The organism is Halobacillus kuroshimensis DSM 18393 (assembly GCF_000425705.1).
In the GTDB taxonomy this organism is placed as follows: Bacteria; Bacillota; Bacilli; order Bacillales; family Halobacillaceae; genus Halobacillus; species Halobacillus kuroshimensis.
The window spans coordinates 575,576-600,382 of sequence record NZ_AUDY01000008.1 but is presented as its reverse complement, the minus strand read 5'-3'; the positions used below and the strand labels follow the sequence as shown (position 1 = coordinate 600,382).

At 47.5% G+C, this 24,807-nt stretch carries 28 protein-coding genes; 7 read left to right on the top strand and 21 right to left on the bottom strand.

All coding sequences use genetic code 11. The features are described 5' to 3' along the window. Positions 1-42 precede the first annotated feature (42 nt). The 8 genes from H615_RS0105015 to H615_RS20900 all read right to left on the bottom strand — a co-directional run bounded on the left by H615_RS0105015 (position 43) and on the right by H615_RS20900 (position 9,302). The gene (locus tag H615_RS0105015; protein WP_027954109.1) at positions 43-1,965 is read right to left on the bottom strand and encodes a stage V sporulation protein D; all 1,923 of its coding nucleotides are present in this window, start codon (positions 1,963-1,965) and stop codon (positions 43-45) included. Between the two features lie 87 nt (positions 1,966-2,052). Next, complete coding sequence (locus H615_RS0105010) at positions 2,053-4,200, bottom strand: penicillin-binding protein (protein WP_027954108.1); 2,148 nt, start codon at positions 4,198-4,200, stop codon at positions 2,053-2,055. 16 nt (positions 4,201-4,216) lie between these two features. After that, positions 4,217-4,585 (bottom strand): cell division protein FtsL, encoded by a 369-nt coding sequence (gene ftsL / locus H615_RS0105005; RefSeq protein WP_027954107.1) that lies wholly within the window; start codon positions 4,583-4,585, stop codon positions 4,217-4,219. Then, positions 4,582-5,562 carry a 16S rRNA (cytosine(1402)-N(4))-methyltransferase RsmH gene (rsmH, locus tag H615_RS0105000; protein WP_027954106.1) on the bottom strand — a complete coding sequence of 327 codons (981 nt, stop codon included), beginning with the start codon at positions 5,560-5,562 and terminating at the stop codon, positions 4,582-4,584. Before rsmH ends, ftsL begins: the two co-directional genes overlap by 4 nt. Before the next feature lie 30 nt (positions 5,563-5,592). Beyond that, a complete protein-coding gene (gene mraZ, locus H615_RS0104995; RefSeq protein WP_027954105.1) occupies positions 5,593-6,024 on the bottom strand; it encodes a division/cell wall cluster transcriptional repressor MraZ in 432 nt (143 codons plus the stop codon). Between the two features lie 161 nt (positions 6,025-6,185). Further along, the gene (gene bshC / locus H615_RS0104990; RefSeq protein WP_027954104.1) at positions 6,186-7,811 is read right to left on the bottom strand and encodes a bacillithiol biosynthesis cysteine-adding enzyme BshC; all 1,626 of its coding nucleotides are present in this window, start codon (positions 7,809-7,811) and stop codon (positions 6,186-6,188) included. 233 nt (positions 7,812-8,044) lie between these two features. After that, positions 8,045-8,428, bottom strand: coding sequence for a DUF3397 family protein (locus H615_RS0104985; RefSeq protein WP_027954103.1), 384 nt, complete (start codon positions 8,426-8,428; stop codon positions 8,045-8,047). Continuing rightward, the gene (locus H615_RS20900) at positions 8,421-9,302 is read right to left on the bottom strand and encodes a 2-dehydropantoate 2-reductase (RefSeq protein WP_051254595.1); all 882 of its coding nucleotides are present in this window, start codon (positions 9,300-9,302) and stop codon (positions 8,421-8,423) included. Before H615_RS20900 ends, H615_RS0104985 begins: the two co-directional genes overlap by 8 nt. A gap of 161 nt (positions 9,303-9,463) precedes the next feature. On the opposite strand from H615_RS20900, the gene H615_RS0104975 reads away from it, so the two are divergent. Beyond that, positions 9,464-9,940 (top strand): N-acetyltransferase, encoded by a 477-nt coding sequence (locus H615_RS0104975; protein ID WP_027954102.1) that lies wholly within the window; start codon positions 9,464-9,466, stop codon positions 9,938-9,940. A 98-nt stretch (positions 9,941-10,038) separates the two neighbouring features. Here the strand turns inward: H615_RS0104975 and H615_RS0104970 are convergent, their stop codons facing one another. The 4 genes from H615_RS0104970 to H615_RS0104955 all read right to left on the bottom strand — a co-directional run bounded on the left by H615_RS0104970 (position 10,039) and on the right by H615_RS0104955 (position 12,194). Continuing rightward, complete coding sequence (locus H615_RS0104970; RefSeq protein ID WP_027954101.1) at positions 10,039-10,521, bottom strand: RsfA family transcriptional regulator; 483 nt, start codon at positions 10,519-10,521, stop codon at positions 10,039-10,041. Positions 10,522-10,587: 66 nt separating this feature from the next. Then, entirely contained in the window at positions 10,588-11,346 is a 759-nt protein-coding gene (locus H615_RS0104965) for an enoyl-CoA hydratase/isomerase family protein (RefSeq protein WP_027954100.1), read from the bottom strand. A 105-nt stretch (positions 11,347-11,451) separates the two neighbouring features. Next, positions 11,452-11,625 (bottom strand): 50S ribosomal protein L32, encoded by a 174-nt coding sequence (gene rpmF / locus H615_RS0104960; protein ID WP_027954099.1) that lies wholly within the window; start codon positions 11,623-11,625, stop codon positions 11,452-11,454. A gap of 47 nt (positions 11,626-11,672) precedes the next feature. Beyond that, the gene (locus tag H615_RS0104955; protein ID WP_027954098.1) at positions 11,673-12,194 is read right to left on the bottom strand and encodes a YceD family protein; all 522 of its coding nucleotides are present in this window, start codon (positions 12,192-12,194) and stop codon (positions 11,673-11,675) included. A gap of 203 nt (positions 12,195-12,397) precedes the next feature. On the opposite strand from H615_RS0104955, the gene H615_RS0104950 reads away from it, so the two are divergent. Beyond that, positions 12,398-13,621, top strand: a complete 1,224-nt coding sequence (locus tag H615_RS0104950) for a nucleotidyltransferase (protein ID WP_027954097.1) — start codon at positions 12,398-12,400, stop codon at positions 13,619-13,621. Between the two features lie 53 nt (positions 13,622-13,674). On the opposite strand, the gene H615_RS0104945 is transcribed toward H615_RS0104950, so the two are convergent. Continuing rightward, entirely contained in the window at positions 13,675-14,703 is a 1,029-nt protein-coding gene (locus tag H615_RS0104945; RefSeq protein ID WP_035531282.1) for a SepM family pheromone-processing serine protease, read from the bottom strand. Further along, entirely contained in the window at positions 14,690-15,496 is an 807-nt protein-coding gene (locus H615_RS0104940) for a patatin-like phospholipase family protein (protein WP_027954095.1), read from the bottom strand. The genes H615_RS0104945 and H615_RS0104940 overlap by 14 nt, the downstream gene beginning before the upstream one ends. A gap of 170 nt (positions 15,497-15,666) precedes the next feature. On the opposite strand from H615_RS0104940, the gene ylbJ reads away from it, so the two are divergent. Continuing rightward, entirely contained in the window at positions 15,667-16,836 is a 1,170-nt protein-coding gene (ylbJ, locus tag H615_RS0104935) for a sporulation integral membrane protein YlbJ (protein ID WP_342341471.1), read from the top strand. Between the two features lie 145 nt (positions 16,837-16,981). On the opposite strand, the gene coaD is transcribed toward ylbJ, so the two are convergent. The 3 genes from coaD to H615_RS0104915 form a co-directional block, all read right to left on the bottom strand. Beyond that, complete coding sequence (gene coaD / locus H615_RS0104930; RefSeq protein ID WP_027954093.1) at positions 16,982-17,458, bottom strand: pantetheine-phosphate adenylyltransferase; 477 nt, start codon at positions 17,456-17,458, stop codon at positions 16,982-16,984. Positions 17,459-17,470: 12 nt separating this feature from the next. Then, positions 17,471-18,043, bottom strand: coding sequence for a 16S rRNA (guanine(966)-N(2))-methyltransferase RsmD (gene rsmD, locus H615_RS0104925; RefSeq protein WP_280513296.1), 573 nt, complete (start codon positions 18,041-18,043; stop codon positions 17,471-17,473). A 256-nt stretch (positions 18,044-18,299) separates the two neighbouring features. After that, positions 18,300-19,667 (bottom strand): hypothetical protein, encoded by a 1,368-nt coding sequence (locus H615_RS0104915; RefSeq protein ID WP_027954090.1) that lies wholly within the window; start codon positions 19,665-19,667, stop codon positions 18,300-18,302. 100 nt (positions 19,668-19,767) lie between these two features. Here H615_RS0104915 and H615_RS0104910 point away from each other — a divergent pair, with 100 nt between their 5' ends. Then, positions 19,768-20,157, top strand: a complete 390-nt coding sequence (locus tag H615_RS0104910) for a DUF7147 family protein (RefSeq protein ID WP_027954089.1) — start codon at positions 19,768-19,770, stop codon at positions 20,155-20,157. Between the two features lie 34 nt (positions 20,158-20,191). Here the strand turns inward: H615_RS0104910 and H615_RS0104905 are convergent, their stop codons facing one another. Further along, complete coding sequence (locus H615_RS0104905; protein WP_027954088.1) at positions 20,192-20,470, bottom strand: YlbG family protein; 279 nt, start codon at positions 20,468-20,470, stop codon at positions 20,192-20,194. A 104-nt stretch (positions 20,471-20,574) separates the two neighbouring features. Here H615_RS0104905 and H615_RS0104900 point away from each other — a divergent pair, with 104 nt between their 5' ends. Then, positions 20,575-20,904 (top strand): hypothetical protein, encoded by a 330-nt coding sequence (locus H615_RS0104900; protein ID WP_027954087.1) that lies wholly within the window; start codon positions 20,575-20,577, stop codon positions 20,902-20,904. Here the strand turns inward: H615_RS0104900 and H615_RS0104895 are convergent, their stop codons facing one another. From H615_RS0104895 to H615_RS0104875, 3 genes are all read right to left on the bottom strand, one after another. Next, on the bottom strand, positions 20,905-21,348 hold the full coding sequence (locus tag H615_RS0104895) for a YlbF/YmcA family competence regulator (protein WP_027954086.1): 444 nt from the start codon (positions 21,346-21,348) through the stop codon (positions 20,905-20,907). 79 nt (positions 21,349-21,427) lie between these two features. Then, on the bottom strand, positions 21,428-21,796 hold the full coding sequence (gene ylbD, locus H615_RS0104890) for a spore coat protein YlbD (RefSeq protein ID WP_027954085.1): 369 nt from the start codon (positions 21,794-21,796) through the stop codon (positions 21,428-21,430). Between the two features lie 711 nt (positions 21,797-22,507). Next, complete coding sequence (locus H615_RS0104875) at positions 22,508-22,936, bottom strand: CBS domain-containing protein (RefSeq protein ID WP_027954084.1); 429 nt, start codon at positions 22,934-22,936, stop codon at positions 22,508-22,510. Between the two features lie 201 nt (positions 22,937-23,137). Here H615_RS0104875 and H615_RS0104870 point away from each other — a divergent pair, with 201 nt between their 5' ends. Together H615_RS0104870 and ytvI are read left to right on the top strand one after the other, a co-directional pair. After that, a complete protein-coding gene (locus H615_RS0104870) occupies positions 23,138-23,614 on the top strand; it encodes a YugN family protein (RefSeq protein WP_027954083.1) in 477 nt (158 codons plus the stop codon). Between the two features lie 126 nt (positions 23,615-23,740). Then, complete coding sequence (gene ytvI, locus H615_RS0104865) at positions 23,741-24,799, top strand: sporulation integral membrane protein YtvI (RefSeq protein WP_027954082.1); 1,059 nt, start codon at positions 23,741-23,743, stop codon at positions 24,797-24,799. Positions 24,800-24,807 lie beyond the last annotated feature (8 nt).

The window sequence follows — 24,807 nt, the reverse complement described above, 5'->3', positions numbered from 1 at the left end:
ACCCTCACCTGTTTACAGATTTAATGAATGGATGAAGAAACATCAATCCCCAAGAAAAACACGGACGGTAGACCCTGTAGGAACCTTTACTCCCGCTTCCGGCGCCTGAGTAACGACCTTCGTCCCCTCACCGCTGACCTCTACCTCTAAATTCATCAGCATCCGGCTCAAGTCTTCCTTGTCCATTCCCGTAATTTCCGGCACTTCAACGAGCGGCTCTTCCGGCCAGGCGTATTCTTTTTCCAAACCATCCTTACGTGGTTCTACCCCCATGGCCCGCAGACTGTCCCCCATGATGTTTCCAACAATCGGCGCTGCTACGACGCCTCCGAACTGGACAGTGTTTTTAGGATTGTCAATGGCAAGATAAACAACAAGCTCCGGATCATCAGCAGGAGCAAAACCGATAAAGGAAACGATGTGGTTATTCTCCATATACTTCCCGTCCGGTCCGACTTTCTGCGCTGTACCTGTTTTCCCACCGACACGGTACCCCTCTACATAGGCGCCCCGACCGGTCCCCTGTGCGACAACACTTTCCAGTGCATGGCGGATCTGGGCAGAGGTTTCTTCCGATATGACTTGTTCTTTCATTACCGGCTCATTTTCTTCCAGCACCTCTCCTGATACTGGATCAAGCCAGGCCTCCTGGATGTACGGCTCATAATAATAGCCTCCATTCACCGCGGCGGCTACAGCCATGACCTGCTGGATCGGCGTGACAGATACTCCCTGTCCAAAAGCAGTCGTCGCCTGTTCGACAGGCCCCACATTCTCCCGTTTGAATAAAATACCACTGCCTTCTCCTTCCAGGTCAATCCCTGTCTTGGAGCCGAAGCCGAATAAGTCAATATAGTCGAACAGCTTTTCTTTGCCAAGGCGTTCTCCAAGTTCCACAAAACCAGGGTTACAGGAGTTCTGGACCACTTCTAAAAACGTCTGATCTCCATGCCCTCCACTCTTCCAGCAGTGCAGGGTCGCCCCGTCCACTTTTACAGCACCGGAATCATGGAAGTGTTCCTCCTCAAGATCCACAAGTCCCTCTTCGAGTGCTGCAGCAAGGGTTATAATCTTAAATGTCGATCCCGGCTCATATGTACTCCACACAGGAAGGTTGCGGTTGTACACCTCGGGTTTCACTTTTTGATAATCCGCTGGATCAAAGTTTGGCCTGGACGCCATCCCTACCACTTTGCCCGTATCCGGATCGACAGCAAGCGCTACCGCCCCGTCAGGGTTATATTTGGCCTGGGCGATATCCAGTTCCCGTTCGATAATGGACTGCACCTGATAGTCGACTGTAAGCTTGAGGTCTTTCCCGTCGATAGGCGGCTCATACACATCCGCCATATCCGGCATCCGTTTTCCCTTGGCATCAGAGAAAAAGGATAAGGCTCCTTTTTCACCTTTCAACTCTTCATCATAATACGCTTCAAGTCCCAGAAGGCCCTGGTTATCAATGCCACTGAAACCCAGCACATGGGATAAAAAAGAGCCGTGCGGGTAGTACCGCTCTGAATCCTCAGCAATATAGACACCCGGCATATTCAACGATTGAATCGCCGCCGCCTGCTCCTCTGAAATCTTCCTTCCCTCCGGGTGAATTTTTTCAATGGAGATCAGCTTCGTGACGTGTGTATAAGCTTTCTCCACACTCATATCCAAAATCTGAGAGAGGTTCTTCGCTGTCTGTTCGGGTTCTTTAATCTGCCGTGGTACAACCATGACCGTCGGCGCCGACTGATTTCCTACCAGCACCTCTCCATTCGTATCAAGAATCTTTCCGCGCTCGGGCTCGAAGGTAATATCCCTGCTCCAGGACTCCTCAGCCTTCGCAATCAGAAAGTCGCTCAAGAAGAACTGGACATACCCGAGCCTGCCGGCAATGACCATAAAAATAAACATGCCCACAAAAAAGACAGTGACTAATCGTTTCTTTACGATCACCTGTGATACTCGTCTCATCTCCATAACTCCTTTAACAAGTCGTAGAGTCAGCTTGTATCACTATATGCAATCGAAAAACGATTAGAACACTGCCTGGACAAGGGGTTACGGCTGTTCCGGCACAGCCAGTTCAACGACTAAATAGCCATCATCCTTGATTTCAGAACCAGCAGCAATGCTTTGCGTTTCCACATAACCGCTGCCCATAATTTCCATTTTCAAGTTGAAATGCTTCGCCAGACGTTGGACATCTCGGAGCGAATATCCTGTCAAATCCGGCATCTTCGGCTGATCGGTTACAATAAACACCCGCTGGTTTTCCACTACCTGCTCTCCTGATGAGGGTAGAACAGCTTCAACGGTATTTCCGTCACCAATCACTTCCACATGAGGGAAAGAAGCTTGAAGCGTGTCCTCAGCTTCCTGAACGGACTTTCCAGATACATCTGGAATCGCGACGGGTTCCAAGGACTCTTCTGCATCTTTATCAGGCTGAATGTTCAAGTAATGCAGGCTGTTTTCCATCACGGTCCGAACGATATAGGAAACAGGCTCAGAGCCAAGCTCTGTCACCTCAAGATCCGGCTGCTGGACAGCTACATACATCAACAGCTCGGGGTCTTCTGCAGGAGCCATTCCGAGGAAAGAAAAGACATAATTGTTCCGGCCGGTCAGATACCCTTCCCCGGGCTTACTGATCTGGGCGGTTCCTGTCTTTCCTGCAAGGGAATAATCGTCCAGCTTAAAGGATTGGCCCGTTCCGTCTTCCGAAGTAATCACCGTGCCCATCAATTCACGCATCTGCTCGGCTGTCGAAGCGGAAACCGGCTCACCAATCTTCTCCGGCTGCCCTTCCTCGATCACATCTCCTGTGTCACTGGATGTAATCTTGGAAAGCATATATGGGCGCATCATTTCCCCATCGTTGGCAATGGCTGTAGCCCCTGTCATGAGCTGGATCGGCGTAAATGTAGAGCCTTGGCCGAATGATGTCGTAATCTGCTCAATGGGACGCTCATACACAAATTTCCCAGTCGTTTCATTCGGCAGATCAATCCCCGTCTTCTGATCGAGGTTGAAATCGGATAGATATTCCCTCAGCTTCGTCGGTCCCAGCACCTCATAGGCAAGCTTTGAGGAAGCCACGTTGGAGGATCTGCGGAAACCTTCGTCATATGAAATGTCATCCCAGCCACGTCCATTGTTATGATCACCAATGGACGGGGAGCTTTCCGTCACTTTATAAGTTCCGGATTCAAAGAGTTCATTCCCGTTATAGACGCCCTCTTCCATGGCACCTGCCCATGTAAAGATCTTCATGGTGGAACCGGGTTCGAACGGATAGGAAATCAAATCGTTGTACCAGTTATCCACGTCACCGATATCATTCGGATTATAGCTTGGGCGGTTACTCATGGCAAGAACCTCTCCTGTTTCAGGGTCCATCACAGCAGCCATGATTTTCTCCGGACTGTATTGTTCATCCACCTGGGACATCGCATCCTCGAGGAATGTCTGGATTTTTTGGTCAATCGTTAAATACACATCACTGCCATCCTCCGGTTCGGTCATAATTTCATTCGGATTGAGCAGCTTCGTCCCGTATTTATCCCGTTCATAGCTGATTTTCCCTTTTTCCTCCTGAAGGTACTCCTCCATCTGCTTCTCGATGCCGGTCACACCGGAAATGCTGCCTTCCTGAGTGCGGGCAAAACCGATCAAATGGGAAGCAAACACACCGTTCGGGTAATAACGTTTGGATTCTTCCTTAAAGGAGATGCCATTCAGTTCAAGGTCTTTGATTTCTTCCATTTCCTCTTGAGTGAGAGAACTGGAATTCGTCCCGAACTCTACCTGAAAACGGTCGTTTTCCTGAGCGGACCTCAGCTTGTCCGCAATCTCACTCTCTTCCATCCCTAATAAAGGCGCCAGCCCCGAAGCGGTTTTGTCGATATCATCGACGTGCTGGGGCTCAGGAAGGTTCTTGGAATAGGAGGGATCTACGACAGCATAAAGCCTGTAGGTGGGACGGTCATAAGCAAGGACCATCCCATTCTTATCGTAGATTTTCCCCCGTGCGGCATCGATTTCATAGGAACTTGTACGGATGTCTTCTGCATACTCGGACAAATCCACCCCTTCGATGGTGGCGGCGGTTTCTATGTAGAGGAAGCGCCCCACGATGACGAGGAAGAACAAGGAAAACACGGCGATTAATATTAAGGAACTAAGGTTTTTTTTATTGTCCATCATAGATGATCACCAGCGTTTATTCTTGACTGATTTTGCCGGCCTGTTTCACCTGGGCATTCTGAATGTTCAACCCGTTCTCCTTGGCTATAGTCAGGATTCGGTCCGGGTTGCTTAATTCCTTCACCTGGTAGGCCAGATTTTCATTCTGGGATTCCTGTTTGGATATGTCCTGCTCCAAACTGCGGATATCACGGTTGATGGCATCCGTTTCTGCTGAGGTATGGATTAAAAAAACAGAAGCTGCCAGTACTACAGATGTGGTTATGGAATACAAAAATTTTTCGCCGGTACTTAACCATTTCTTTTTATGTACCTTTACTTTGACCTGTTTCTGTCTGTCAGGCTGCTGTAAAGGCTGCTGTTTTCTAATCTTTTCAGCACTCATGTTTGTTTCCACCCTTCATTAAATTCAAATTCTTTATTCCAAGGTTTGACTTTCTCGGCAATCCTCAATTTCGCTGAACGTGAACGGCGGTTTTCCTCCAATTCGCGCTCTTCCGCTACTATAGGCTTTCGACTGACTAAACGGAAAGGTGGCTGTTTGTCCTCAGGAATCATTGGAATATTTTTTGGAAGTGGTGGGTTCGAGCTCCATTTTTTAAAGGCCTGCTTACATAACCTGTCCTCAAGGGAATGGAAGGTGATGACGGCTACCCGGCCGCCGACGCTGACCATTTCTGCTGCCTGCTGAAGGCTGTCCTGAAAAGCACCCAGCTCATCATTAACAGCAATCCGGACTGCCTGGAATATCCGTTTTGCCGGGTGTCCACCTTTTCTTCTTGCCGGTGCAGGTATTCCTTCCTTCACTAATTCAACAAGCTGTCCTGTCGTTTCAATCGGGCCGTTTTCCCTCGCAGCTTCAATTTTACGGGCAATCTGCTTTGAAAACTTTTCTTCCCCGTATTTAAAGAAAATGCGGACAAGATCTTCATACGCCCATTCATTGATGACATGCCAGGCGCTTAAGTCACTATCCTGGTTCATGCGCATATCCAGTGGAGCATCCTGATGGTAGCTGAAGCCGCGTTCTTCGACATCCAGCTGAGGGCTGCTCACTCCCAGATCGTAAATAATTCCGTCAACTTCTGAAAGACCAAGTTCAAGAAGCTCTTCCTTTAACTGGCGGAAATTGGCACGGACAAACGTAATGTGCTGCTCATAAGGTTTCAGACGCTCTTTTGCCGCTTCCAGGGCTGTTTCATCCTGGTCAAAACAAATGAGTCTTCCCTTCCCTGTCAAAGCAGAGGCGATGACTTCCGAATGCCCCCCGCCGCCAAGTGTGCAGTCGACATAAATACCTTCCGGGTCCACATTCAAAGATTCAATGGTTTCATTTTTTAGTACACTGTAATGTTCAAACATAAATTTCACTCGTTTCTAATCTGTCAAATATCAAATATCAAAATCCAGCATGTTTTCAGCAATTTCAGAGAAGGATTCTTCTGATGCATCAAAGTAACTTTCCCACTCATCGTGACTCCAAAACTCGATACGGTTGGAAACGCCGATGACCACACATTCTTTTTCCAGGGAAGCGTACTTACGCAGAGGGGCGGGAATGTTGATCCGTCCCTGCTTGTCCACTTCGCACTCTACAGCTCCCGAAAAGAAAAAACGGGTGAAAGCACGGGCATCTTTTTTAGTAAGGGGAAGCTTTTTCAGTTTCTCTTCCAGCAGTCTCCACTCATTCATAGGATAGGCAAATAAGCATTGATCTAATCCCCTCGTCAGGACAAAACAATCGCCCAGGCCGGGACGGAATTTCGAAGGGATGATGATTCTCCCTTTCGTATCAATGTTGTGTTGAAATTCTCCCATGAACATAGAGGTCCCCCACCTTCTATTTTCACCTTACCACATCGCCCCACTTTTCTCCACTTACTTTTTTATGATTCTCCCCCCACAAAAAAAATCCTGCCTGTGAAGGCAGGATTTTCAAAGGAATCACACGTTTTTATACAGGTGGGAGAAGGTGGGGACACGTCCTACAAGTAAACGACATAATGGTCGTGTTCAAAGCTCAGATGGTGTCTGTTCATCTCCTGGAACAAGGACAAGCCGTATCCATTCACCCATGGGAGAATGTTCCACATGCGTTCCTGCAGACCACCAGCCGGATGCAGGGTGATATCGATATCATCAAACTGGTCGAGCTCTTTGCGATACGTATCCTCCAGCGAGTGGAGCATCCGCTTTTCAAGAAAAGCCACCGTCTCCTGAAGATAGGCAAGGTTTTTATCGGCAAGCTGGCCGAGGTCTCCTCCAAGCTCTGCAGCTTTTTCACGGAGAGGAGTATGGATCCGGGCTATTTCATCCTTCACCTGCTCACTCAGACGCTTCACCGGTGGTGTGCTCATGGCACCGATCCAGTTCATCTTCTTTTCCGCCGCTCCATTCTTCACCACATCTTCAACAGAAAGCTGGAAATGACGAAGACTGCGGTCTGTTTTCCTGTCTACCAGCGTAAAGGATAACCGTGGCAGTACAGGCGGCATACAGAGATCAGCGGCATCGAATGCCGGCTTAAGCGCAGACCAGTAATTGATTTCACCAGGGCCGCCGATGAAAGCCAGGACCGGGAATAAGGATTCCTGCATCAATGGTCGTGTGACTACATTATTACTCAGTTTTTCCGGAGATTCCTCCGCGATTTGAAGAAGTTCTTCTTTAGACAAAACCACTTCGTTATTTTTCCCTCTGAATCTTCCCTCCTCGTCACGGACGAGAAGAATACGATCGCCACGGTCATGGTAAAAGAGGTGGGCATCCTGCATTTCACTGTCCAGCAGGGTTTCATAGCCTTCCTGACGGTTTTTCTGAAGAACAGAAAAAACACCTCCGGCCATTTCCCTGTTTTGATGAATCATAGTTGTGAAATAGGGAGTCTCCAATCTCCTCACCTCTGGGTCATGGGCATCGATCAATACAAGACCCTCGTGCGGGAACAACTGATAGATCAACCGGGCAAAAAAGTCGGTATAGCTGTCGGACTGGTGCAGATGATCCTGCACCAGCTGGTAGAAGTGGTTCGTGTTCTCGGTTTCCGGCAGCATACGGAACACATCTTCAAGCCACGCATCCGCTTCTGTCTGGTCCAACTGCAGTTCGGAAACGGAGGATTTCACTTCAGGCACATGCCCGATCGTTTTCTTTTCCATCCGTCCCTCCTGCTTCATCATGATGTGATTGATTTCATCAAAGTCATGATCCTCCCCGGCGATCCAGAAGACGGGAATGACCGGCCGGCCCAGTTCCTTTTCTTTCTGTCCGGCCAGTTGAAGGACAGAAATGATTTTATGAACCGAATATAAGGGCCCCGTAAGCAGACCAGCCTGCTGGCCCGCTATAACAACAACACTCTCTTCATCTTTCAGCCGTTCAATATTTTCCAGCGTTTCTCTAGGGACCTTCCACTTTTCGTTCATTGTCTTCAATACTTCCGAGAGGGCTTCTCTCTGGTACGTCTTTGTTTTCAAATCCTCAAGGCGGTCGGCCCAGACATTTTCGTCGTAAGGAGAATAGGAAAAACGGTCGGCAATTTTTTCATAGTTATATTTATAATCACGAAACAGTGTCTGTTTCGGCTCCATGTTCATAGAATCAATACGCATATTAAGGCTCCTTTGTAGGCAGAATTACACTTTACAGTATGTATCCTATTGTATTGTACAAAAAACCAACCAAGAGTTCACCTTATCTGTTTATAAGATGGACATTTCTTCTTCACCCTGCCCTCCTTCCTTGAAGCCGTAAGGTATAGAGTCATAAAAAAACTGCTCCTGATAGAGAGCAGTCTGCTGCTATAGTATTCCCGGTCCTGTGCAGGCCTACACGTGCTGAGGAATCAGCTGAAAAACAACCGGAAAATCAATCCGAAGGTCGACAATCCGATGTAAAACAGACCGAATAAAAGGAAGCTCACTCTCCAAAAACCACGGACAGCCCGAAACAGCCGGACCTCTTCCTTTAATTTGTACTGGGTAATGATGGACAGCCCCAGCAGAAGGAGAAGAAAAATTAGAATGAAAGGAAAAAAACTGCGGTCAAACAGAACCACCAGCAGAACATGGACAGCCAGAACAAACACAGGAGCCGTGAAGCCGGCCGTCCGGTGGATGGCTTTCCACTTATGCTTACTCCATTTCCTTGCGAAGAAATAAAAGATAATCAGGAATGGAAGAGGAAGGGTAAGGACAGCACCGATACCATAGGCAAGCCAGTCACTCATCAACGATCACCCCCTTTTCATACTCCATGGCGTGCACCGCTTCTACGATAAACTGATGAACAGGAAGATCTTCACGGGCCCGGTCGAGAATAAACCCGGAAATGGCGTCTATTTCTGTCCGCCGCCCCTCTTGAAGGTCCTTCCACATCGATGACTGGTTTCCACCGGTCTGTTCCGCAATAGCAAGCACCCGGTTCCACTGGTGTTGGACATCCAGACTAAGCGTACGGCAGGCTTCCTCACAAAGCCGGTACCCGAGTGAACGGATATAAGGATTATCTTTGACCGCACGGTTCTTCTGCTTGAATAACGCAGTCAGCGGATTGATTACCGCGTTGACCACCAGCTTTTCTGAGAGCATTCCCACCGCGTCAGCATGGACAAGAAAAGGAAAATCCTCTTGATGGAGGGATTCCGCCAGCTCTTCCATATCAGGAAGTGAACCTGTGAAAGGAGCAGCTTTTATCCGCCCTTTCCCTGTATGGGCCACTTCATTGAAGGAGACTTTGAGCGCTCCATGTTCCACCACGGCAGCAAACGTATCCAAATAGAGGCTTTGAAGCTGGTCCAGGTGGCTCATACCGTTTTGGAGAAAAAGATACTTTCCGTTTTGCGGAAGAGGTAGAGATAGAACCTCTTCAAGATCATACTGCTTCACACTGACAAGCCAGACGTCCATGTCCCGGGGCAGCCGCGGATACAAATGAGCTTCTACAAAAACAGCTGCGGAAAATGCATCGCACCAGATCCCTTCGCGGCAAAGGATATCTTTTTGTTCCTCATTCCTTACCACCATATGTACATCATGTGTCCTTCCGAGATAAGCTCCGGCTAATAACCCGACAGCTCCTCCGCCGATAACCCCTACTCTCATCCCCTCTCCCCCGTTCATCCTTATCTAAGTTCTCATTGTAGCAGAAACTTTTTCACAATTGCAGTCGATTCCTGTCCCGTTGGTAATTATTCATTTCTTTCTGAATATTTTTATATTATAATGGATGTATATATAGATAATTGAAAGGGGTTTCTTTCATGATGACAAAAACAAAAGTAGAACCTTTATTAGTCAATTACAAAACACTGGAAGAATTCAAGCGCTTCAAAGAATACGGCAATCAGGAACTTGCGATGCTTGAAGATCTCGAAAGCAATATCGTGGAAAACGACAGCGAATCTCCTTTTTACGGCATTTACTATGGAAGCGCTTTAGTTGCGCGGATGAGCCTGTACAGAGTCAGAGCGAAATACGATCACTATTTTGATCCCGCTCAGGATTACCTTGAGCTGTGGAAACTGGAAGTGCTTCCTGATTACAGGGGACAGGGCTTCGGCCAGTCATTGGTAGAATTCGCCAAGAGTTTTGAACTTCCAATAAAAACTAACCCGAGAATCAATTCACACGGTTTTTGGGAAAAGATGGGTTTCCAAAAAGCTCAGTATGATATGGAAAGAGATTTAGGAGAAAATCCGCTCATCTGGATGCCTTCCGGCGTGGAGGAAAGAGAATCCTGATGGAAGGAGAATGAGGCCGCTACACTCTGCTGTAGGGCCTTTTTTTTTGAGGATAGATGGAATAACAGATATAAAACCAATCTCACAGGCCGTATGAATTACACACCACTTTCACTTGTCCGCTGCTTTTTGACCCAGTGGACGAGCTTATCCATTTCATTCCAGGCAGCTTCCCACTGTTTAAGCTCCTGCCTTAACTTTTCATTGTCTTCATTCAGCTGTTTCAGTTGATCTTCCAGACTCGCCTTTCCTTCTTCCTCATGCTGTCTTGATTTCATTTCTTTCAAAAATGAGATCGCCGCATCCAGGGACATGGGGGTTTCTTCCGCAGTGGCCGGGGGGGTGTAGAGAGTGCGTGTGGCTTTACGGCTGTTTTTTGCCTCTTGAATTTCCTTATGGTACTGCTTTCTCACTGTGGCATTCCAGCGAAAGCCACAGGCTGCCGGAGTACGGTGCAGATGAGCCGCGACCTCCTGGAAAGCTTCCAGCTGTGTTTTCCCTTCCCGGATGTACTTTAAGACCGTTGTTGCGAGCAGAAGGTCCTCATCATCTTTCCACGCGTCCTGCCTAGGGGCATCCATAAACATCCCTCCTCTATCGTTTGCTTATAGTTATGCACGAGGGATGATTGATAGAATCGTAACCTTTCATCTTTTTCTTGTCTGCAAGAATTTTTTTACGGCTCTTTTATGCTCCACAGATTCCCAGAGTCTGGAACACTGCAGCACTTCAGCCTCCATACGGTCCAGAAGATCCCCTTTGTCCAAGTGCTTTAAATACTGCCCTTTCAAAATCCTCATCTGTCTGGGCGTTTTGTTCATAAATCCCTGGAACATACGGTCTTCCACTTCTTTTTCCGTCCATACTTTATGAAGCCACCCGATCCGGAAAGCCTCTTCTGCTGTATACATCTCTGCGTCCATTAACCAGTGGGCGGCCCGTGTTGGGTGGATCCTTTCATAAAGCAGCTCCCCACCCCCGAAACCAGGCACAAGTCCGAGATTGCCCTGTACGAAGCCAAAGGACGCTGTTTCCAGCCCATAACGAAAATCACAGGCCGTCGCCAGCTCACAACCGCCTCCTCTCGCCTGCCCGTTCAAGAGAGCTGCGACAGGAGTGGGAAACGTCAGGAGATCGTAGACAACCTCTTTGATCCGATTCAGCTTTTCATACGCCTCTTCCGCAGTTAAATGACCGTGGAACTCCGTCAAATCCCCACCGGCACAGAAGGCTTTATTTCCAGCTCCCGTAAGAACGACAAAGCTTACATCCTCCATTTCCCTCAGTTCTTCCAGCTGCCATTTCAGTTCTGAAGCCATTTCTGAAGATAAGGCGTTCAGTTTTTCCGGTCTGTTCAAGATCACTTCAGCCATTCCTTCCCGGCGTTTGACGATAACCCGGCTCATCAGCACCTCTCCCTTCTCTTTCTTCCTTCAATGTATCAGATCTTGACACCGAATCCTATACGACCATAAAAAAAAGCCTGACCGAAGTCAGGCTTTCCTGGTGAATTAGTTGTTCACCACTTGTTTTCCATTATATTGTCCACAAGATTTGCAAACATGGTGTGGTTTTGAGAACTCGCCGCAGTTATCACATTTCACCATTCCTGGTGCGTGAAGTTTCTTGTGCGTACGGCGTTGGTTCTTGACTTTCTTAGACGTTCTGCGCTTAGGTACTGCCATGTTGTACACCTCCTTTAAGTAAGAATCTGAGAACCATGAAAATAGTCTTATTCGTTCTCTTTGTCATTCAATAATGATTGCAGTTTAGCCATTCGAGGATCCACTTTCTTTTCCTCTGGTTCCTCTGTAACCACCTGCCAGCCTTTCCCTTCATCAGGGGCTGCTTCATGAGCCTCATCATCTTCGGAAAATACGCGTGTCGGAATCTCCAGTTGTACATTTTCCTTGATATAAGGCGTTAAGTCAAGCACTTCTCCATTCACGGGATGAACTTCAGAGTCATCTTCTTCTGTATGGTAAGGTGACAGATTGAATGCCTCCAGAGCATCAATGTGAAATGGGTAAGTCACATCTACTAACGTCCGGGCACAAGGCAACACCATTTCTCCATCAATTGAAAAAGTTACCGTTATATCATTTCCTCGTGTGATTGCTTGACCTTTGACATGAACAGGGGAAATCCTGCGAATGTCATTGTTCATCTGTTCTAATTCGCGAATATCTACATGTTCCTCAAAGTAAAACGGATCATCACCCGTCTGTTTGAGTTTTTGTAGAGGAAATTTCATAGTTATCACCTCATGGCAACAAGAGTTATTGTAAAAGGATTTCGCTGATTTGTCAACATTTTTTCTTTACAGCATTTCCTTTCAGCTGTGTTGTTTAATAAAGATAACATATTTACAGGGAAACAAGCGAATTTTCCCCTATTCCATGATAAAATAAACCAAACACATGTTCAACAGCGGAAATCAGTTAAAGGAGGCTTTTTATGAGATCATGCGGGGTTGTTGTCGAGTACAACCCGTTTCATAACGGGCATTACTATCATTTGGAGCAATCCAGGGAGCACTCCGGGGCGGATGTGATGATCGCCATTATGAGCGGTCATTTTCTGCAGCGCGGAGAACCAGCCATAATGGATAAATGGCACCGGGCGGAAACAGCCTTGAAAAACGGGGCGGATCTTGTTCTTGAACTGCCGTTCCTTTATGCCGTCCAGCACAGCGACTATTTCAGCCAGGGAGCTGTTCAGACACTCGCAGAAGCCGGGGTCGACGCGATATGCTTCGGAAGTGAAAGCGGGGATATCGGTGCCTTCATGGACGCATACAGCCATATGAATGTTCACCAGGATGAATTTAACGCATCCTTGAGAAGTCACCTGAATGAAGGGCATTCTTTCCCTGAATCCTCCCGGCTGGCCTATGAGTCCATTCAGTTCCCTTCAGGAGCAGTCGACCTTTCCCAGCCCAACAACATCCTGGGCTACAGCTATGTCAAACAGATCATGTCCTATGCTCCCTCTGTCACCCCTTTAACCATACACAGGAAGAACAGCCACTACCATGATGAGGACATCACCGGTCCAATTGCAAGCGCTACAAGCATCCGGAGGCAGATGCTTAAAGCCGGGACTTTGACCAAAGAAACGGAACAGACCCTGCCGTCGTCCGTCCCCTCCCTTCTGGATGATTATAAACAGATGTACGGCTGCTGGCATGAGTGGGAGGCTTATTTCCACCTGCTCCAATATAAAATCCTGACGATGGATGAAGACACACTCCGCTGTGTCCACGGCGTAGATGAGGGGCTTGAATACCGCTTAAAACGAGCGATGAAAAAAGCTGTCACCTTCGAGGACTTTATGAACCGTGTCAAAACGAAGCGCTATACATGGACGAGACTTCAGCGGACAATGACCCATGTGCTCGTCGGGACAGACAAAGAGGACGCACGAAGGGGCTTAAGAGAGACGCCCCCTCCCTATGCCCGCATCCTCGGTATGAACGAGACCGGAAGAAAATATTTAAAATGGGCGAAAAAAGAAACACGGATTCCGTTCATCACCCAGCCACAGGCGATGCAGCATCCGCTTCTTGACCTTGAAGCACGGGCGGCCGCTGCCTATTACAGCCTCTTCCCAGCCGCTGTGCGGGTAAGCCGGTTGAATAGAGAATACGAGGCGCCTGTCATTTTACCTTCCCACCCTTAATAAAAGCCGTGCCCCTCTGTTTGCACAGGAGGGGCACGGCTTTTTAATGACCGTCAGCTTTGATCAGCATTCCGGTTTTCTAAATAATCCAGAGCATCCTGGAAAGTGTCGACAGGGACAATTTCCATTTCTGTATCGATTTCTTCTGCTGCCGCTTTGGCGGTTTCATAGTTCGATCCTTCTCTTCCTTCTTCATTAGGGGCAAAGAAAACGTCTGCTCCATGTTCAGAGGCCGCTACGACTTTCTTATCAATGCCTCCGATACGTCCGACGATTCCTTCGTAGTTGATTTCCCCTGTTCCAGCGATCTCGAGTCCTTGAGTCATATCCTGTTCTGTCAATTGATCATAGATTTCAAGCGAGAACATCAATCCAGCGCTCGGCCCGCCGATTTCCCCGCTTTTCACATTTACTTCAGGATCTACTTCGACCGTCCTGTCTGTTACAAGCGAAATCCCTACCCCTGTTTTTTCCGGGGTATCGGGGAAAGGGGCCAGTTCGATGTCACGCTCCAAGGTTTCCTCTCCACGGATGAGCGTCAAGGTAACCTTTGATCCAGCTTCTTTACCATTCACATAGTCAATCAGGTCACTCGTCTCCTGAATGTCATTGCCATCCACTTTTGTAATTTGATCTCCGGTCTCCAGCACTTCCTCCGCCGGCATCCCTTCAATCACACTCATCACAAAAACACCTTCGTAATTGATATCAATATCCCTGTCTGCCGCCTGGTAAGCGACCACTTTAGATGCCTCTTGAGAGGATTCCATCATCTGCAGCTGGGCATGATAATACTCTTCTTCAGTTACCCCTTCTGGACGGATGTCTTCGATCGGGTAAATTTGATGAAACGGCTGAAACTGGGCAAGCAGCCAGAGAATCGGCGTCGCTTGTCCACCCCGAACCGTTACGAGGTGCATGTCCCCTTCACTCGGGTAGCCTCCCGCCACTTCTACAATGTCGTCCAGCGCATCCGCAGTCCCTGGTTTGTATATGTAATAAGGCAGACGCCATGAGGTTAACAGGACCGTCACTAAAATAACGATAATCCCTGTAATAACCAGTTTTCTATTCGCTTTCATGATCATTTAACTCCTTCCACGCCGCAAGCTTTCTCTTGATTTCCTCTATCCGATCCTCCGCCGCCTTTTCACCCGCCTTCACGATTTCCTCCAGGTTTGTAAACGCTCGTGAACTGTAGGCCGCTACATCAGGCTTGATCATCACATTTGCATCCGAGGACACCCCGATGGCGTTGACGAGTTCATCCTGCATAATATCAATACTTTGAGTGATCACGTCATAAATAGAATGAATGTTGGGGTCGGAATCAAAATGGGCACAATCCACGGCAATAATGAAATCAGCGCCCATCTGTTTGGCAACAGAAACAGGAACACGATCAATCACACCGCCGTCTACATACAGTCGGTTATTGATTTTCTCAGGAACAAAGATTCCCGGTATAGCGATACTTGCCCGGACAGCATCACAAGCTGGTCCTGTCGTAAATATCTTTTTTTCTCCTGCATACAGATCTGTAGCTACAATCGAAAGTGGGATTTTAAAATCCTCGATATTTTTACCAAACGTAAACAGCCGGATATATTCTTTAATTCTGCGCCCCAGTACAAAGCCCATCTTAGGCACAGTAAAATCAAGGTAATATTTACGTTTAAAGGTTAAGGCCAGTTTATACATATCATCAATGCTCTGTCCGGCAGCAAAAAAAGAGCCGACAAGAGCTCCCATACTGCTGCCTGCCACCATATCCACAGGAATATCATGATCATGAAGGACTTTAATAACGCCCAGGTGAGCGAACCCACGCGCTCCCCCTGAACCAAGCGCAAGGCCGATAACAGGTTTATTCACGGATACTCCCCCTTCATCATGTGGTTTATTTTATGGAATAAACCATTCCCTTATGAGCGTACAAATGATATAGGGACAAGTGGTATCTTTGTCGAAATCTATCACCATTTTACTATTTCCACAATCATAAGTACAGGAAACTGCGGGTGGAAAGGAGGGGGGCCTTACCTGTGATAAAATCCATCACTCTCGCTTTTTTTGCAGTCGGACTGGCTGCATCTTTAATTTTATTCCCCACTCCCGTTTTAACCGCGAGCTTGAGAGGCCTTGATCTTTGGTGGGAAGTGGTTTTCCCATCACTCCTTCCATTTTTCATCACCGCTGAGCTTCTGATCGGATTCGGTGTTGTCCACGGCCTCGGTGCTGTCAGCGAGCGGATCATGCGTCCGTTATTCAATGTCCCCGGCTGCGGAGGGTTTGTGTGGGTCATGGGAATGGCGAGCGGATATCCAGCAGGAGCCAGGTGGACAACTGACCTCTACAAAAACGGACAGGTCACAAGAACCGAGGCGGAAAGGCTCGTAGCTTTCACGAACGCCTCCAGCCCCTTGTTTATATTCGGAGCCGTCGCGGTCGGCTTTTTCCACGATGCAGGACTGGGAATTTTAATTGCTTCAGCCCATTACGGCGGCAATTTCATCATCGGTATCCTGATGAGGTTTTATAAAAGAAAGGACCTGACACGCAGGCGGGACCACACCTCCTCCTCTCTCAAAGAAGCCTTCTGGACGATGCACCACTCCAGATTAAGGGACGGCCGGACACTCGGAAAACTGCTGGGGGATGCAGTGACCAAATCTGTGGACACCCTGCTGATGGTGGGGGGATTTATCATGCTGTTTTCCGTGCTGACGGAATTATTGAAGCAGACGGGGCTCATCCACCTGTTCACCCATTTCCTGGCTCTCACCCCGCTCCCGGAAGGGTTTCATATCCCTTTGACCGCAGGGATGCTTGAACTGACGACGGGAATCGGTGCTGTTACCCAATCTCACGAGGCACTTCCGGCTCAGCTGGTGGCTGTCAGTTTCATCCTCGGATTTCACGGCTTTTCTATACAAGCCCAGATTGCGAGCATTCTGGCAGAGACGGATATACGTTTCCTCCCCTATGCTCTCGCCAGGTGCGCGCACGCCGTCATTGCTGCCTGTCTAACGTACCTGTTGTATTTTTTGTATCAGCCCTTTCAGGCATCGACCATTCCAAGCTGGAACCCTGCCCGTTCTGATCCGTTTTCCATCTTTGCATTTTTCCAGCAGTACGGACCGCCGCTGACTTTGAGTGCCATCCTGCTGATGATTTTCATCCGTTGGCGGGCTCAGGCAGTAAAAAATTATTAAATAGAAAGGCTGCCGAGCATCACCTCGACAGCCTTTATTCGTTTATTTATTATTTTTTCGACCTGGAGCACTTCTGCACAATCTTATTATAAAGGAGAAATACTCCGCTTTCGTCAGCCGCTGCACGGAGCAGGAAATCCTTTTATTAAAACTTTTCAGAAAGTGCTTTTTCCACGGGCGGTGGCACAAGATCACCGATATTGGCACGGTATTTCGCTACTTCCTTCACAATGCTTGAACTCAGGAAAGAATACTGATTATTCGTCATAACGAAAAACGTCTCGATGTCTTCGTTTAGTTTCCTGTTCATAGACGTAATCTGCATTTCATATTCAAAGTCGCTAACCGCTCTCAAACCGCGGATAATGGCTTGAGCACCTTTTTCTTCAGCGTAATCCATCAAAAGACCGTTACACGCGTCTACAGACACGTTATCAAGATCTTTCGTCACCTCTTTCAACAAGGCGGTTCTTTCATGTACATCAAACAGCGGGGATTTGCTCTGATTATTAAAAACCGCCACAATGACATGGTCAAATACTTTCGCTCCCCTTCGGATAATATCCAGATGTCCGTATGTAACGGGATCAAAACTTCCCGGGCAGATTGCCAGCCGCGTCATACCTTTCACTCCTCATTCAAAAATAGATACACCGATATTACTGCCATAATGATCGGTCTTCATTCGCTTAAATGAACCTACCTGCTCAGGAATCTTTTCCGAAGCATCGTGTTCACAGATGATTATCGCTCCTTCAGCAGCAAGACCGTGATCTAAAAGCGCTTCCATCAGCTCCTTATAGGAAAACTTCTTATAAGGGGGATCCAGGAAGATGTAGTCAAACTGAAGCCCGCGTTTCCCCGCTGCTTTCATAGCCCGGTACGCGTCCGTGCGAAAAACCTCCGTGCGGTCCTCCAGCTTCAGTAGTTCAATGTTTTCATATACCGTTTTGACCGCCTGATGCTGCTGGTCAACAAAAACACAGGAACCTACACCCCGGCTGAGTGCTTCGATTCCGAGACCTCCGCTTCCAGCAAAAAGATCAAGAGCCCTGCCTCCATCAAAAAACGGACCGATCCCGTGGAACACAGCTTCTTTCACTTTATCTGTCGTTGGACGTGTTTTATGTGTAGGGACAGACTTCAATGGTCTTCCCTTAAAATCGCCTGCAATCACTCGCATCCAGTACACCTCACTTGTCAGCATTCCCCATAATCCTACCACAAATCCGAACAACCAGGGAAGTACAACCCTGTAATGTCAGAGGAAGAAAAAATTTCACCCATCGTGAATAAAAGAAAAGCCCCCCGTCCATACTAGTTTTTGAAGCGGATGATACTGCTTCTGAAAACGGAGAAGGCTTACATCCCCATAAGCTCTTCCTCCGGTTTCTCCTCTCCCTTTACTTTTTTGTTTCATTTCGCATGATACAAAAAAGCGGGGCTGTCCTTTATGGACAGCCCTATTTTTTTTGGAAAGCAATCACGTCTTCATCCTTTACCACTCGGAAATTGAGAAGGTTCTCCAGCTCCTCCTCTTTCATGTAAACGATCCCTCCCAGGGACTTGACCACTTCCTCTCCCGTGCCGAAGCTCTCTTCATTCACGATAAAGGAATCATGATCCACGAAAAAACGAAAATGGTTATCATCTGTCTGTATTCGAAAAACCTTCCCGTCTTCAAGGGTGCTCCATGGAAAATCGGACGCTTTTAAAATGGATGCCAGCGGATAGTACCAGACCTGCTTGTATCGGACCGCCCTTTCCTCGAGACGGGCGCCTTGGAGTTGGAGATCCTGATCCAAGGTGAAGAAGAAGGAGACGTCCTCATTAGCCGCCTTCCTTTGGAAGAAATGAGTCGTCCCTTGTGTTATTTCCGAAAGCGTGTCGTCAAGAAAAACCGGAACATTCTCCACCTGATTTTCAGATAAGAGAACCTCCTTCCAGGACCGGAGTTCCTGCGTCGACAAACCTGACTTTATCTGTTTTCCAGCTTCTGTCACTGGAGGATCAGAACGGTACACGTCCTGTATAACCTGTTCATGAAAATCAGATATTCCGCCAGCCGATGATTGAAGGTGTGCGGTTAGAATTTCTCCTTCAAGGTTCTCCACCTCTCTGTCTTTCCGTTTCACCAAAGATGCCGTGGTGCTTGAATGGTTGCGGTCCAGCTCAACAACCCTCCCGTTCTGCCCCTCAAGCGCCCGATGGAGGTCTGCTTTTTGTTCATAGGTAAGAGGCTCATCCTTTTCATAGATGACCACATTATGTTCAACCTTCCGTACATCCTGCTGTGTTTGATCAGCAGCGAATAAAGGAAACGGAACCTCTGCTGCCTCGAAGCGGTAATAATGGACATGTTCCATAGCGATGCTGCTCTCCAGCTTCACAGGAGCTGTCCATCTAAAAGCTTCCTTTGAGAAGTCTTTTACAGTCAAGGTGAAAGGTATTTCCTGGTATTCACCATCCTTATGGAGTTTCAAAAGCCACGACTCATCGACAAAACCCTCTTCAAAAGGCTGTTGATAATGAACGATCACTGGGTCTCCGCCCTCGTAGTTCAGCTGCTGCTGGTCCATCCAGCAGGAACGCCCGTCTTCATAAGAACAGGACAGCTCCCCGGCCTTCTCCGGTAATTCAGCTTTGTAAATGCCCGGTTCCAGGTTGTGAAACGTATAGGAAATGTGGAGCGTATCCCTTTCCACATGGACGCCCACCTCTCCTGACCTCTCTGTCTCCTCCGCCTTTTTCTCTGCCCCGCTCCATGGATATAATAAGACCAATATGCCGCCGATCAAAAAGATGGGAGCCATCCTAAAAAAGAGTTTCATACGTCAACCCACCTGCTGCTTTTAGTATATTTACCGTTCACATTTAGAAAAAAACATGCTACGTTTAGTTTAATGGATACGAGAAAGGACGTACATGCTCATGATACAAAAATTTATTGAACTCGGCGAAGGCTACGCCGATATTTATGAACTGATTGAAATGGGGGAGCGGATGCCTGAACGCATTCAGCATGCCGTCGCCTTTTACTGCGAGAAAGAAGGAAGACCTTCTGCTTCTCTTGCGTTGATCATGAACCCGACGGCAAACGGGAAATTCCAACCCATTTACATCTGTCGTGAAGGAATCCCTAATCCGCATGAGGTCCCGAATCAACGGTTCGAGCTCTTTCAAAAGATGGTGAAGCAGGCTGATAAGGAGGTTCATGAGTTTACCATCAAACCCTCCTCCCTGTTTCCGGAAACGGAATTATATTATCAGCATTTGATCGGGATTTTACGTATGAACCGGTACATTGCTCCTTTAAGCTGAAAAAAAGCGCCCCTGAGGGCGCTTTTTTTTGGAATTATATTCCCATTTTATAATCATACTGCTTCGCTTTATCAGGCTTGGAGTTTTCATAATCCGTGCGCACTTCCGGTTTATGCGAAGGGACAACACGGGAAACGAAAGGTAACCGCTCCAGTTTTTCCATCTTGAATTCAACATCCTCTTGATTCACATAAAGTAACGCATACTTCATCTTTTTGGAGGCGTAGATCAAGTGACCGTGTTTTTTTATCTGTCTAATATTTTTCATGTGCTGAAAATATACGATAAGACCTTGCCGGTTTGTTTTGTTCATACCATCCCTCGACTCCCTGTGGAACGTTGATTTCTAACGTAAGTGTACCAAATCCTCAGGACGGGGGCAATGAAATCAGACAATTTCAAGGAGGTGTGTCCAGGATGTGGACTGACCACGAAAGAGCCGTACAGCAGTTTGAACAGCTGCTGAATGAATCCGATCTTCTGGCAAAAGCAGAGTTCAAGTCGTTTACAGGTCTTCCTTTTGTCTATGTGTATCCAAGAGAAAACACCTCACAAAAGGATATTGAAGAACAATTAAAATGGTGTGCGGCGAAAGCGATGAAAGGAAAACGCCTGAGCCTTGCGATGAATTATGTACGCAGGACTCAGACGTTTTATGTTTACCGTGTGCGGTTTCTTGTCCCACAGAGAAAGATGTTCTGCTGCGGCAATTTTTGTGACGACTGTATCCGTTTTACGAACCCGTAATCAGGAAGCACACCCGCAACTTCCCCCACTGCCACAGCCGCCGCTGCAGCCTGTATCTGTGAGGGCCATCCCGTTCTTAGGCACTTTGATCTGCTCACTCACACTGAAGGCGACACTCTCACTGATTTCATCGAGCAATTTTTGGATATTCCGCTCTGCCCGCTTGAACCGGGCCACCGTTTCATGCATGTCCATCTCGCGTTTTACGGTGCGGACCTGCTTCATGATGGAGTTATAATCAGGGTGGTAGCGTCCAAAACGCTGCACATCCTCATAATGATCTTTCATATCTGCAAAGCTTTTAATGAGTCTCTGCGCCTCTTTATCTTGTTCAAGGGCAGATTTTGCCTCCTGATATTGCTGCATCGTTTCAGAATGTAGAACCATCTGGCCAATCGTTTCTGAACGGTCCAAAAGATCGACAATTTCCATTGTTGCTAACATACTGTATGTCCACCTCCCTCTCTATCTTATCAAATAGAAAAGCAGATGGAAATGAGAGAAACTTTCCACCTGCAAGAAATTAATAATACGGATATTCAAATTCCTGCTCATCTTTTTCCCGTGTTTTTCTTACATCCGTCATAAACTGCTGAAACTGTCCAATCGCTCCGTTCAATTCCTCTATCTGCTTGGAGACCTCTTCCCAGTTCAAATCTTCCATAAGGACACCCAGTTGTTTCAGCCAATCCATCTTCTTTGTCGAATCACTTTTTTTATCTGCCTCAGGGAGACTTTCCCAAAAAGGGTCATCCTCACCAAGGATCATAAACTTTTCATAATAGCTTTGAATAAGCTTATGATTTTTTCTCAATTGATTTTTGACACCGGGGTGTTGATCGACAAATGCTTTGAACTGCTGGACAGATGGATGCAGTTCCCCTGTACTCATCCTCATCCCACCTCACACATAAAACTAACAGTATAGCCTATGCATCATGGAGGCAGGCGTTCATCCAAACGGAAAATCCCCTACGTTGATGAAATAAAAAAAGCCTGCGGCAGGCAGGCTTTCTTGGCTGTAGAAAAAGCCTGTGTTGACCAGTTAGAGTTGTCCATTTGTCACATTCCGCTTATTGGTGGATGAATGACGCGGGCACGCCCTCAGCTGACTTGGTCAGGAAGGTCGCCTGCCCAAGTGGATCTTCGGCCTGTGCCGTTCCCGCAGGCATCACCACCGAACGCTCCTCGTGCCGACGTTGGAATATAGAGGAGAGAGATTGTGTACTAGCAGGTTCTTAGATTCCAAAGAACGGCATGGGCTGCGCTATTGGCGCTTGCGTGGAAAAAAAGGGAAAGAACAGGCACTGATGACGGCTGCCTGCCGGAATATGAAAAAGATTGTCCTCCATACAGCAAGGATGAGCTGGGTGAAGGACAATCTTTTACAATTTTAAAGAACACTCAAGGAGCGGTGCCCCTTCCACTCCTGCGGAAGAACGAGTGGTCCGAGATCACCGAGCATGGGTTTTGCGAGGAATCTCGGGCGCTCGTCCGCGGAAAGGGAAGGGGCTTTCGCTCCTGGCGGTAAGAAAAAAAGCTCGTAAAGAAACAGGGGTTTCTCTACAAGCTGGAAAGCCTGCGGCAGGCAGGCTTTCCATTATTAATGAAGTTCAGGCCGTTCTGAAATATCCTGCAGTGCCACTCCTGCTGCATGATCAGACATCTCATCTGTGGACAGGTCACCAAGGGAGATGATTCCGGCCAGACGTCCGTTCTCAACAACAGGCAGGCGGCGGACCTGGTGTTGAGCCATGATACGGCTCGCTTCCTCCAGGGAGCAATCCGGTGCGCAGTTGTACATCCGGTCACTCATCACCTGCTGTATTGGTGTTGAATCCGGTTTTTTATCCGCATAGCCGCGAATAACCAAGTCACGGTCTGTGACCATACCCATGACATTGCCTTGATCGTCGCAGACAGGAACAGCCCCGACGTTTTTGTCTTTCATCAGCTTGGCTGCATCACTTAGTTGGTCACTCGTCTGACAGACGGAAACATCCTTCGTCATGATATCTTTTACGGTTTTCATTCAAAGATCCTCCTCATTGATCATGATCACTGTTTAGTGTCCCCGATCGACCGAATTTATTACATGCAGCGTGTGTCTATTTATAGTATAATGAGGAAGAAACCGCTGACACGCCCTGGTGTTTCTGCCAGGAATTGCAACCTGGGTCATTTCATACTAAAATAAAGGAAGATACATACCAAATAGGTGAGGTGGAAAGTAATGAAATTAGAAGGCACTGGTCTTGAAGGTCTTGTGGTCGATTACAAACCATTGACTGAAATCATGGAGAAAAACGGATTTATCCTGGGCGGTTCCTGGGATTATGAACGTGTTACATATGATTACAAACTAATGGCTCCTGAGAAAAACATTACCCACTACGTCCGGATTCAAGGGTTTGCCCTTGAAGGTGACGTTGATAAAGGAGATGCGGTGATCCGTCTGATGAAGCCGCTGCTCGGCCGCCATTACTACCCTCACGGTGTAGAATACGGACATCAGGAAGGTTTCTCAGATGACATGATCCAAAAAGCCAAAACACTGATTGCCAAAGTAGCTGAACCTGCGAAAAAATACCACAGCCAGGTACCGGAGCACGTCGTTCTGGACAAGCTGAAAAAATGGGCACAGGAAAACGAAAACGACGAAGTCCTGCAAAAAGTGGAAGAGCTTTCAAACGACCCGGAACGCCGCTGAGGTTCACCCAATAAGTGATTTCTTTAGTCGCACATCATTGTATGGTGAGCGGCTTTTTTTAAAACCGGAATCCCCCGGATAAAAGAATCACTTGATTTTAATGGGGAAAGGAGAAAATTACATAAATTGTTACGCTATCTTTCAAAAAAACAATGGATTCTACTTATACTTTCCATCCTGCTCATCGTGGCAGGTTACTTCATCCTGCCTGTGTCCATCCCCTTGATCATTGCGTTTGTGACGGCTCTGTTTCTAAACCCAGCCGTACGCCTGATGCAGTTCCGGTTCCGGATCAACAGAAAAATGTCTGTGACGATTGTCTTTCTGCTGTTCCTCATTCTACTCGGACTGCTTGGAGCTTTCGCTGTCACAAGAGCTGTTACGCAGGTGGTCCAGCTGGCAGATAACGCACCGTTATACATTAATCAAATAAACAATGTGCTGTTAGACTGGGAAAAACACATGGCCAGCTTCACTCAAAATATGCCGAAGGAATTTGTCGATAAAGTGACCAATGAAATATACAACACCGTCGACCGGACTACATCGGCTATTTCAGAAAAGCTGCAGCTGGGCAACATTGCAGCAGCGGCAGCAAAAATCCCGGAGCTGCTTGTCAGCTTCCTCGTTTACTTGATTGCGTTGTTTCTGTTCATGCTTGAGCTTCCGCGTCTGCGTGAAAAGATGCACGAATCTTTTACTGAAGCCACATCTGAAAAAGTGAAATTCATGAACGCCCGCCTCGGATATGTCGTTTTCGGCTTTTTAAAGGCACAGTTTCTTGTAAGTATCATTATTTTTGTCGTCTCCCTTATCGGACTGCTCTGGATTACACCAGAAGTGGCCGTCATCATGTCGCTGATTATATGGGCAATTGATTTTGTCCCGATTATTGGTTCCATAGTTATTCTTGGTCCATGGTCAGTGTATATGTTGATTGTCGGGGATATTGCCATGGGAACACAGCTGGGTGTCCTGGCTGTAATCCTGCTTGCCATACGAAGGACTGTAGAGCCAAAGGTGATGGGACGGCATATCGGGTTATCTCCGCTGGCTACATTGATTGCTATGTATCTTGGTCTGCAGCTGATTGGTCTGCTTGGATTCATCCTTGGACCGCTCGTGGTTATTGCCTTTAACTCAGCCAAGGAAGCCGGCATTATCAAATGGAACTATAAACTTTAGCATCAATG